At 36.8% G+C, this 9,997-nt stretch carries 13 protein-coding genes and 3 pseudogenes; 10 read left to right on the forward strand and 6 right to left on the reverse strand.

Annotated features, from left to right (window positions below; all coding sequences use genetic code 11):
• Positions 1-121: 121 nt before the first annotated feature.
• On the forward strand, positions 122-670 hold the full coding sequence (smrB, locus tag AC01GB_RS17700) for an endonuclease SmrB (protein ID WP_474452894.1): 549 nt from the start codon (positions 122-124) through the stop codon (positions 668-670).
• A 14-nt stretch (positions 671-684) separates the two neighbouring features.
• Here smrB and sixA read toward each other — a convergent pair whose 3' ends face one another.
• The 6 genes and pseudogenes from sixA to AC01GB_RS17730 all read right to left on the reverse strand — a co-directional run.
• Positions 685-1,188 carry a phosphohistidine phosphatase SixA gene (sixA, locus tag AC01GB_RS17705; RefSeq protein ID WP_474452895.1) on the reverse strand — a complete coding sequence of 168 codons (504 nt, stop codon included), beginning with the start codon at positions 1,186-1,188 and terminating at the stop codon, positions 685-687.
• 248 nt (positions 1,189-1,436) lie between these two features.
• The gene (locus AC01GB_RS17710; protein WP_474452896.1) at positions 1,437-1,868 is read right to left on the reverse strand and encodes a 3-hydroxyacyl-CoA dehydrogenase family protein; all 432 of its coding nucleotides are present in this window, start codon (positions 1,866-1,868) and stop codon (positions 1,437-1,439) included.
• A 12-nt stretch (positions 1,869-1,880) separates the two neighbouring features.
• Positions 1,881-2,153 (reverse strand): 3-hydroxyacyl-CoA dehydrogenase family protein, encoded by a 273-nt coding sequence (locus AC01GB_RS17715; protein ID WP_474452943.1) that lies wholly within the window; start codon positions 2,151-2,153, stop codon positions 1,881-1,883.
• Positions 2,154-2,165: 12 nt separating this feature from the next.
• Positions 2,166-2,678 (reverse strand): annotated as a pseudogene (locus AC01GB_RS17720) (3-hydroxyacyl-CoA dehydrogenase NAD-binding domain-containing protein); the annotation flags it as partial.
• An 8-nt stretch (positions 2,679-2,686) separates the two neighbouring features.
• Positions 2,687-3,073 carry a hypothetical protein gene (locus AC01GB_RS17725; protein ID WP_474452897.1) on the reverse strand — a complete coding sequence of 129 codons (387 nt, stop codon included), beginning with the start codon at positions 3,071-3,073 and terminating at the stop codon, positions 2,687-2,689.
• Between the two features lie 129 nt (positions 3,074-3,202).
• Positions 3,203-3,785: pseudogene (locus AC01GB_RS17730) on the reverse strand (thiolase family protein); the annotation flags it as partial.
• Between the two features lie 98 nt (positions 3,786-3,883).
• On the opposite strand from AC01GB_RS17730, the gene AC01GB_RS17735 reads away from it, so the two are divergent.
• From AC01GB_RS17735 to AC01GB_RS17775, 9 genes and pseudogenes are all read left to right on the forward strand, one after another.
• Positions 3,884-4,633: a Sak single strand annealing protein gene (locus AC01GB_RS17735; protein ID WP_474452829.1), complete on the forward strand. Its 750-nt coding sequence runs from the start codon at positions 3,884-3,886 to the stop codon at positions 4,631-4,633.
• Complete coding sequence (locus AC01GB_RS17740) at positions 4,542-5,027, forward strand: lambda exonuclease family protein (RefSeq protein WP_474450324.1); 486 nt, start codon at positions 4,542-4,544, stop codon at positions 5,025-5,027. The genes AC01GB_RS17735 and AC01GB_RS17740 overlap by 92 nt, the downstream gene beginning before the upstream one ends.
• Positions 5,028-5,112: 85 nt before the next feature.
• The gene (locus AC01GB_RS17745) at positions 5,113-5,424 is read left to right on the forward strand and encodes a single-stranded DNA-binding protein (RefSeq protein ID WP_474452898.1); all 312 of its coding nucleotides are present in this window, start codon (positions 5,113-5,115) and stop codon (positions 5,422-5,424) included.
• 172 nt (positions 5,425-5,596) lie between these two features.
• Entirely contained in the window at positions 5,597-7,120 is a 1,524-nt protein-coding gene (locus AC01GB_RS17750) for a T6SS phospholipase effector Tle1-like catalytic domain-containing protein (protein ID WP_474449704.1), read from the forward strand.
• A 412-nt stretch (positions 7,121-7,532) separates the two neighbouring features.
• Positions 7,533-8,288 carry an antA/AntB antirepressor family protein gene (locus tag AC01GB_RS17755; protein ID WP_474449702.1) on the forward strand — a complete coding sequence of 252 codons (756 nt, stop codon included), beginning with the start codon at positions 7,533-7,535 and terminating at the stop codon, positions 8,286-8,288.
• Positions 8,289-8,315: 27 nt separating this feature from the next.
• The gene (locus tag AC01GB_RS17760; RefSeq protein ID WP_474449701.1) at positions 8,316-8,558 is read left to right on the forward strand and encodes a hypothetical protein; all 243 of its coding nucleotides are present in this window, start codon (positions 8,316-8,318) and stop codon (positions 8,556-8,558) included.
• Between the two features lie 223 nt (positions 8,559-8,781).
• Positions 8,782-9,441 (forward strand): excisionase, encoded by a 660-nt coding sequence (locus tag AC01GB_RS17765; RefSeq protein ID WP_474452899.1) that lies wholly within the window; start codon positions 8,782-8,784, stop codon positions 9,439-9,441.
• An 11-nt stretch (positions 9,442-9,452) separates the two neighbouring features.
• Positions 9,453-9,887, forward strand: a complete 435-nt coding sequence (locus tag AC01GB_RS17770) for a tyrosine-type recombinase/integrase (RefSeq protein WP_474452900.1) — start codon at positions 9,453-9,455, stop codon at positions 9,885-9,887.
• Position 9,888: 1 nt separating this feature from the next.
• Positions 9,889-9,997, forward strand: a pseudogene (locus AC01GB_RS17775) (integrase); the annotation flags it as partial.

The raw sequence follows: 9,997 nt of genomic DNA on the forward strand, positions 1-9,997 counted from the left end.
AATTGACATTAGAATACTAACAATAGCTTATAAAGTTTGCTGCTTATAAGGAAGGTAATAGCAGGAAAATTAAGATAAACTTAACAGAATAATTGTTGACTAACTGATTGATAGAATCACAATGAGAAATAAGTTCAAATTGAGTGCTGAGGAAATTAAACTATTTAAAGAGGCGAATGCAGGGACTAAACCTTTATTACATGACATTGTTAGTCATCCACCACTACGACATCATCGAATAAAATCACAACTTGTGACAAAACGTTTGCTCCAAGAACAAGTCAATGCTAGTTATTACTTTTCAGATGAGTATCAACCGGTGATAGAAGCGGATGGACCGATTCGATATTTACGACCCGATATTAATCCCTATGAATTAAAAAAGTTACGTCAGAATGATTATATTCCCGAACTATTTCTCGATTTACATGGCTTATCCCAACGACAAGCTAAACAAGAAATTGGAGCTCTAATCGCTGCTTGCTATAGAGATAATATCCATTGTGCCTGTATTATGCATGGCCACGGAAAACACATTTTAAAACAACAGATTCCCCTTTGGCTTGCTCAACACCCTAATATCACTGCTTTTCATCAAGCCCCCAAAGCTTGGGGTGGTAGCGCCTCGTTGCTTATCTTGGTCGAAACTGATGAAATTCAGCGCAGATAACACGTAAAATAAAACTAGAAATGTGCCGCTAGTTTATTAACACTATGCAATATTTGAGAAGGTCCCCGTTGCCATCTATATTCACCGTGCCGCATTTCCGTATTTATCTCTACATAAGCAATCGTAGAAGTTGCAAACATAGGAGGGATTTCTTGTGGGCATAAGGCTGATACTAAATAACCGACTAATGGCAAATGAGAAATAATCAATGCTGTTCTTACACCTCCTTCGGCAAGTAATTGCAAATAATTAGCAATAGATTGCGGATCGCCATCAGGAATAAGTTCTGCTAAGACTTCTTGTTCGCCTGAATAGGGCAATAATGGCTGCATTGCCTGATAAGTTTGTACTGCTCTTACATATGGACTGGTAAACACTCGGTTGAACACTGGATTCTGTTGTGCTAGCCAATTGGCCATTAATTTAGATTCTTCAATTCCTTTAAGAGTAAGTTCTCTTGCTTCATCATTTATTGTATTCATCGTTGCGTCACCATGACGCATAATAAAAACTTGCATAATCCACCATTTGAGTAAAATATTTTCACCTAACCCCCTACATAGGAGCCCTCTCATTACTCGCTAATGTTGTTGTCGGAAAATATGCAGGGCAAGGCAACCCGAGATTCTGCACTAAAATCACAAAAAAAGAACCGCTTTATTTTCATAAAAAACGAAAAAAAAGTTTATTTTATATCAAGTTAAATAGAAATTACGCCTAAGAACATGATATTAGTAAGGTTTAAGATACTACTAATAATAATCAACTACTGATGGAATTTTTTATTTGATTTAGCCATTTGCATTAGCCTTTCGCAAGGAACAAAATTGTTACCATATTTCTGTGCTAGTCGATGCATTATGTCAACAATATTTGATATACCTTGTTGATCCATACATCTAAATGGTCCACCAGTAAAAGAAGGAAAACCAATTCCAAACACTGCACCAATCTCACCATCATTTACATGCCGAATAACACCTTCGTCAAGACAACGAGTAGCTTCGTTCAGCATCAGCATAATACAGCGCTGAACAATTTCCTGCTCAGATAAAATTGTTTTGGGTTGAATATTAAGTAACTCATAAATGCTTGTGTCGACTTGACGCTGTTTTTTACCCCACGGCCAACTAATCTTATTTTTCTTATAAAGATAAAAACCTCGGCCATTTTTACGCCCCTTTCTATCATCTTTCAATATAATATTAAGTTATGCAGGGACAAACAATCGTTCGCCAAATTGTTCAACAAGCACCGGCATAATTTTAGTGCCTACATCAATTCCGACTTCGTCTAACAAGTTCAATGGACCAATGGGAAAACCAAATTTAACTAAAGCATTATCTATATGCTCAATTGATTCACCAGCTAACAGACAACGTGTCGCTTCAGCAATATAAGGTGCTAGTATCCGATTAACATAAAAACCTGCACTGTCACCAACAATAATTGCAGTTTTACCCTGTTTTTTTGCCAATGTCACAGCAGTAGCAATTGTCTGATCACTCGTTTTACTATGAGGGATCACTTCAACCAATGGCATTTTATCGACTGGACTAAAGTAATGAAGTCCAATTATACGTTCTGGGTATTTTGCAAACTCTGCAATTTTATGGATAGGTAACGAAGATGTATTAGAAGCAAAAACAACTTAATTTAATGTCATTGCCTCCACTTCCTGTGCCATTTTACGCTTTAATGCTAAATCTTCAAAAACTGCTTCTACGATAATTTGCGTTTTTTCAAGCCCTTTATTGTCTAATGTGCCTGAAATTAACATCATCTGTTGAGCGCGCTCTTGTACAGATATGCGTTTACGTTTAACTTGCTCCGTTAAGCGCTGCCAACTAAATTTTAATGGCTGATTAAGTCCTCCATTATTAATGTCCTTCACTCGAACAGGTAATTTACCTCGAGCCGCTGTCACATAGGCAATCCCACCTCCCATGAGGCCTCCACCTAACACACCTACCTGATGAATTGTAGCAGATTTTCCAAAACTACCCATTTCACTTTTTAGCGAAGTCGAGCCAAAAAAAGACCTCGTAAAGCGGTAGATTCTGGTGTCATTGCCAGCTCTCCAAAGGCTTTTGCCTTTGCCTCAAGTCCGGCTTGCACTCCTTTTTCATAGCCAATAGCAACCACTGAAATCGCTTTTTCTAGCGCAGGGTAATGACCTTTACTTTTTGAATTTGTTTTATTTTTAATTATCGCGAATAAGATATTTCTGATAATGGGTAATTCTGATAAACTCAGCATGAGAGGCAAACATGTTTTGTTTTTTCTCCTTTTATCAATCCAGTTAATTACCGTTTGCAATAAAATTTCTGCCGGAACAATATCGTCGAATAAACCCAATTTTAGTGATTGCTTTGGCCTTAATTGACGACCAGTCAGACTCAAATCTAATCCATTAACTAAACCGATTAAACGAGGTAAACGTTATGTTCCTCCAGAACCTGGTATTAAGCCTAATTGTACCTCTGGTAAACCAAGACTCGTTTTATCTGACAGAGTACAAATTCTTACATGTCAGGCAAGCGCTAACTCTAATCCGCCGCCTAAACATACCCCATCAATTGCAGCGACAATAGGTAATGGATAATTTTCAAGCAAGTTAAATAATTTTTGGCCTGTCATGGCAAGCCTTGTTGCTTCTTCTTTTGTTTTACAATTGGAAATCATACTAATATCAGCACCAGCAAGAAAACAGCTACGAATATAACCTAATGGAATTATCCCTAATGCTTTCGCATTTGATTCAAACATCAACATTACTGCCGCTGCACCATCAGTCATTGGCGTGCTGTTCGCGGCGGTAAAGTACCATGTTGGCGATCAAAAGCCGGTTTTAACTTTGCATAAGAAGCAAGTATTGAGTTTTTTCAAACATTATTGTCTTCCGATAATGACTCCAGGAACGGCGGTATATGAGCTGTCATTACTTCTTTCTGTAATACGCCGCTATCCCAAGCCTGGGCGGCTAGGATATGAGAACGATGAGCAAAAGCGTCTTGTTCTTCACGACTAATATGATAAGTTTTTGCCATCTGTTCGGCAGTATCCCCATTCTTAAACCCGTAGAATATTCGGCTACTGCTGGTGAAGATGGTAAATAAAAATAAAAAACTTACATATCAATTACTTAAAAATATATAGCTCATTTAATATACGCATTTACACGTAAAAACAAGCGCCTAAGAGGAAATATCTATGAGCGAAATACAACATACCGAAAAAGAAAAAAGTTTTCAACAGCAAGTTTGGGAAACGCTTTCTGCCATTAATGTTAACGAAAAAATAGAAAAGAAAAACGGACTTTCTTATCTCTCATGGGCATGGGCGTGGGGCGTATTAATGGCACACTACCCAGAATCTTACTATGTCATTGAACCCATCAACTATAACGATGATGGCAGTGCCATGGTGTCATTAACCCTCACCATTAAACAGGGTGATAACGAATTTCCCCGCAAAATGTGGTTACCCGTTATGGATTACCGGAATCAGGCGATTTCTAACCCTAACGCCATTAATATCAACAAAGCGCTGATGCGTTGCCTCACTAAAGCCATTTCAATGTTTGGATTAGGGTTTTATATCTATGCCGGTGAAGATTTACCTGAGCAGGAAAAAGTCGTGATACAACAAGAACAGGCACAACAAAAAGCCCGTTACGAGCAATTAATCAAGGAATTAAAAACCGCAGCAAAAGGGGGTGTTGAGTCGATGAAAACCCATTGGCAACAGTTAACACTAGAAGAGAAAGAAATTATTGGCGAAGAAAACAAAATGGCGATTTATCGCAATATTGCAATGAAAAATGAGGCTCATCATGAAGCAGAAAACGGACGAGTGGTTTCAGGCAAGACTGGGGAAAGTCACCGCCAGCAATTTACACAAGGTGTTATCCAAAGGCAAGGGGACAACACAACGAAACTACCTCATGCAGTTAGTCTGTGAAACCCTGACCGGGCGACGAGAAGAAATTAAAACCAGTCAGGCGATTGAACGAGGCATTGCCCTTGAACCTCAAGCCAGAGCACGATATTGCCTCAATGAGTTTGATGTCACGGTCACCGAAGTTGGCTTTATTCCCCACCCGACTATTGCGCTATTTGGCGCAAGTCCTGACGGCCTGGTTAATGATGATGGACTTATCGAAATTAAATGCCCCAACACCACTACCCACATTGAAACCATTATTACAGGAAAACCTAAATACGAATACCTGTTACAAATGCACGGCCAAATGATGTGCACAGGCAGAAACTGGTGCGATTTTGTCAGCTATGATGACAGACTTCCCCCAACCTTGCTTACTATAAAACCCGAATTATCAAGGATGATGATTTAGTTAACGAGATTGAACAGGCCGTTCAAGCATTTATCGAAAAGCTGAAATCAGAAATCAACAGAATTAATCAAAAAGTGGAGGCATCATGGCAAACCAGAATCAGTGTCACTTTACCGGACGCATCGGAAAATTAGAAGTCCGCTATACCCAGGATAAAATTCCCATCACCGTATTCTCTCTCGCTATCAGTAAATCAAGGAAAGATGACAGAGGCCAATGGATTGATGACACCACATGGATAAATTGCAAGGCATTTAAGCAAATAGCCGAATATATCAATAATTATGCACAAAAAGGCACATTTGTTCGTGTCACTGCCTCCTACAAGGAAAATAAATGGACAGACAAATCCGGTCAGCAAAGGATATCACCCGAATTTTTAGGTATTGAGCTATAGGGAACACTTTATAATTAATACCGCAATTTTTTAGTTAATTATCTAATTGATCTGCTTAGATTTAAAAAAAATTATTCATCACACTATTTATTTTATCTGAAAAATATGGCTAGCATAGGGAGCTACTATTTCATTTTCCAAAATAATTTTACTTTAAAAATAAAGGTATCTCATGAAAAAATTAAAAATAGGTGTATTTTTTGATGGTACAGGAAATAATGCATACAATACTAAAAAAGACATTCCTGAATCCGAAAAATATTTTACTAAAAGTACAAATAAACTAAACGAATATGAAACTGATGATCAAATTACTAATGATTCATTTTTAAAGCAATTAAATGAAGAGTTCAAGTTACCGAGAACCTATTCAAGTACTGAAAGAAGCAGTAATGATAGCGATTACACTAATATTTGGTATCTTTATCAAAGCTACAAAACGGGAAGTGTTAATGCAGATACTCATCAAATAAAAGTTTATGTCGAAGGTGTTGGAACAAGAAAAGGACATGATGACGATTACGTGACCATAGCTTTAGCATGGAGTCCATTTTTCTTTCTCCATAAAACTGGATGTCTTAACAAAGTTAATGATGCTATCAAACAAATAAGGGAAGAATTAAAAAGCTATTTTAAAAAATATCCTTCGTTAGTATTTGATGATATTGAATTCTATATTTTTGGATTTAGTCGAGGAGCTACAACAGCACGCCACTTTTCAAATATGATAAAGAAAAAAAACAAAGATATTATTCATTTATTTAAAGAAATTTCCAAACATTATACAAGCATATCTCAAAAACCTACAGGATCTATTGAAATGCTTGGCATTTTTGATAGTGTTGCGGCCGTTTTAGCTTTATCTCAAGGTAGCTTTAATGTACATGATTCTAAAACAGGTAGTATCGATATCACCCTTAACAAGGACATAGCCAATTACATATTCCATATCACCGCTGGACATGAAATACGCTATAATTTTTCCCTTAACGGAACATCTCCAAACTATAATCATGAACTTAAATTTCCTGGTGTTCATGCTGATATAGGAGGTAGCTACCGTGACAAAACGGATGAACATTTTTTTCTGTCTCAACCTTTATATAGTGAAGTTCATGAAAGTATAAAAAATGAAGACACTGATTCATTTAAAAAAACAAAGGAAAAATTTGATGAACTAATGAAACATCCTCATTGGGGGAAAATTCTCTCTCTATGCGCTATTGAAATCAAAAGTTGGCAAAAAAAAATGAGTGGTCCTTTTGTTCTATATGGTAATGCCATATTTATAAAACGTTATAATATTCGCACAGGAATAAATGTCATTGCATTTCAGACAATGCGGTATTATGCAAACAAAATTGGTCTTGCTTTTTCATCCTTAGAAGATACTGAATATTCAAGTATAGAGAGAATTCCAGACAATTTAAAAAAACTTAATGAAAATGCAAAATTACAAGTCGATAAAATGTTTAAAGGAGAAACTGTGGAAAGTTTAATTGACAACATTACCGCGGAATTAGGGAATAAATATATTCATTCTTCTCATTTTTGGGATGAAAACCCTTCAAAATATATAGCCTCACAACACAGTTTTTTAGATACAATAACACTGAATCTTTTACTAAGTAACCGTCCTACAGATGATAACATTCGAACAGAATTTGATTCTTACGGTAAGACTCTTGTAGAATAGCGGGTTTCAGGAAATCCTTGCTACTAAAATGGAAGCAGCAACAAGCGAACGAGTGTGAATAATAACTAGTAGTGGTAGGCTTCACAGGCAAAAACTGCTGCCTTCAAAGAAGCCTACATTACCGAATTCAACCGCATTGAAGCTCAACTGAGCAATTCTATCGCTGTAATCGGAACAACGAACAAGGTTATGCTCACCCTACTCCTTAATGGCAAGGCAGCTAGCGCAAGAGTTATTCATGACAACTGAATATGTTGCATCACTCGAGTACCCTATTCGAAATTGGCCATCGAGCAGGTTATATGATTATCCATAAAAGATGAGCTAATTAAAAAACTCTCTGAATAACTGACCAATTCCACTTAATAACATCAATACTATCATTCATCAATTAACATTGAGGAACTTCTGTATGCAAAATTTAATCAACATCGAAACAAAAAACATCAACGGCGAATTAATCCAGGCGGTTAATGCTCGTAATTTACATGCGTTCCTTGAAGTCGGGAAAGATTTTACCACATGGATAAAAGACCGTATTAACCAATATGGATTTGTTGAAAATCAGGACTACATAATTGTAGAAAATTTGAGCTCCCCAAAATCGGGGAGTGCAAAATCTCGCCAACGTCCGATGAGAGACTACCATATTTCCTTCGATATGGCGAAAGAACTTTCGATGGTTGAACGTAACAAAAAAGGGAAACAGGCAAGACAGTATTTTATTGAATGCGAAAGACGGATTTTACAGCCGTCATTACCGGGTAATTACATCGAAGCATTAGAAGCCCTGGTTATCTCTGAAAAGGAAAAATCGGTTATTACTGACCAAAGAGATGAAGCACTTCGGACAAAATCACAAATCAGTCGCACTCGTGAAGCTTCTGCAATGGGCAAACTTAGTGTGGCTACGCGTAAAAATAGAGAACTTACCGAACGACTAGGAGAAAGTGTTCAACATGCCACCATCACAGCCGTAAAGAATGCCACAGGGAAAGAATATAAGTTTGCTCCACTTCGTAGATGGTGTCGTGAGAACCAGGTGGAAGCGACCGAAGTACCGGATATTCGCTATGGTCAGGTTAAGTCATGGCCTGCTGAATCATGGCTACATATATACGGTATCAATCTGAAATCGTTATTTGCTAACAGTAAAAGTCTTCACTAAAAATTATTCAATAACCGGAAAAACTGTATGAATAACATCCATGAATACAAAACAACGTTACATCATGTAAAAGCTGGTATACAGGTTATTTATCATGGTGAGATGATGAAAATAATTAGATTGAAGGAGAAAAAATTAACAAACAAGAGGTTGATATATCAATTTGATACCGATGGAGAAAGTAAAACATTAACCGGAAATGGCGGCAAGAAAATCACTGTATTAGAAAAAATAGACGACTTGCATAAAAGTAAAAGCTGGTATGTTTAGGAGATGAAGTGAAGTATGACCTGATACTCCCAGACCCACCCTGGCAATACCAAAACAAAGCATCAAACGGCGCAGCAAATAAATCCTAATACTCTTCCCCACAAATCATATGCCCTGACCTAACAAAGCACGAAGATAAACTTTTCGCTCTTCGTTATTGGTTTTCTGTGGGGCAATGAAGCGCCTGAGAATAGTGTGAGTTTTTGAATGAGGATAAATAAACATGATTACTTTAGCGGAATGGAACGCTCGAAGGGACAGGCCACGCCGAATGGATACCGTCAGAATTTGGGCAAGAAATGGACTAATTCAGCCCCCACCCATCAAGGACGGTAGAGAATACCTTGTCGAAGAATACGCCGTCAAAGTCAACAGTCTTAACGAAATTAGCCATCAGAGTTTGTTATTACGAAGGATAGGTCATGACCAGAACCAGAAAAATAAAAAATCGGGATTTGCCCCTAACCTGTACAAAAGAAACGGGTATTATTCCTATAGAGACCCGCGTACACGGAAAGAATACGGTTTGGGTAGAAACAAAGCCTATGCAATTAACGAGGCTATCAGTGCGAATCAGTTATTGCTCAATACAGACAAGGTAAAGCCTTTGACAGAAAGGATTGATGGACAAGGAACTGTCTATTTTCATGAATTTTTAGATAGATATGAAGAAATATTGAAAACAAGAGGATTAAGAGAAAAAACATTAAAAGATTATAAGCAAAGAATAGGCGTAATTAGAAAAGGATTTCTAGATACGCCTATTCAAAACATAACAACAAAAAATATTGCGGATTTTCTACATCCTTTTATTCATGAAGGAAAAACAGCAACAGCAAAATTATTGAGAGCATCATTAATTGATTATTTTAAAGAGGCTTAGCAAGCGGTTTAGTGCAATTAAACCCTGCTGAGCTAACAAAAACTCCAAAAATTAAAATTCAAAGAGCAAGATTATCCCTCAAAGATTTTAATGCTATTTTAAACTTTATCAATGACGATAATCATTGGTTAACGCATGCTATGAAATTTGCTTTAGTTACCGGTCAGCGGGTATCTGATATCTCAAAAATGAAATGGCAAGATATTCATGATGATAAGTTATGGATTACTCAACAAAAAACTGGGGCTAAAATAGCTATTTCTTTAAAAGTTGAAATAATAGGTATTAAACTATCAACTATATTAAAAATTAACAAAAACAACTCAGAATATATTATCAATGATTCTGATAAAAAGGTTTCAATAGAAAAAATATCAAAAGGATTTGCCAAGGTAAGAAATCAAACTAAATTGTTATGGGATCGGAGTACCACCCACTTTTCATGAAATTAGGAGTTTATCAGCCAGACTCTATACAGAAAAAATGGGCGGTGAATTTGTTCGTAAATTATTGGGTCATAAGTCAGCCGAAATGACGGCTAAATATCAAGATGATA

It is taken from the genome of Candidatus Arsenophonus phytopathogenicus (assembly GCF_056113345.1).

What these genes read in the sequence shown, in the direction of transcription:
- AC01GB_RS17755 (WP_474449702.1), top strand. Translation starts at nt 7,533, where the DNA reads ATGCAAAATTTAATCAACATCGAAACAAAAAACATCAACGGCGAATTA.
- AC01GB_RS17750 (WP_474449704.1), top strand. Translation starts at nt 5,597, where the DNA reads ATGAAAAAATTAAAAATAGGTGTATTTTTTGATGGTACAGGAAATAAT.
- smrB (WP_474452894.1), top strand. Translation starts at nt 122, where the DNA reads ATGAGAAATAAGTTCAAATTGAGTGCTGAGGAAATTAAACTATTTAAA.
- sixA (WP_474452895.1), bottom strand. Translation starts at nt 1,188, where the DNA reads ATGCAAGTTTTTATTATGCGTCATGGTGACGCAACGATGAATACAATA.
- AC01GB_RS17735 (WP_474452829.1), top strand. Translation starts at nt 3,884, where the DNA reads ATGAGCGAAATACAACATACCGAAAAAGAAAAAAGTTTTCAACAGCAA.
- AC01GB_RS17760 (WP_474449701.1), top strand. Translation starts at nt 8,316, where the DNA reads ATGAATAACATCCATGAATACAAAACAACGTTACATCATGTAAAAGCT.
- AC01GB_RS17745 (WP_474452898.1), top strand. Translation starts at nt 5,113, where the DNA reads ATGGCAAACCAGAATCAGTGTCACTTTACCGGACGCATCGGAAAATTA.
- AC01GB_RS17765 (WP_474452899.1), top strand. Translation starts at nt 8,782, where the DNA reads ATGATTACTTTAGCGGAATGGAACGCTCGAAGGGACAGGCCACGCCGA.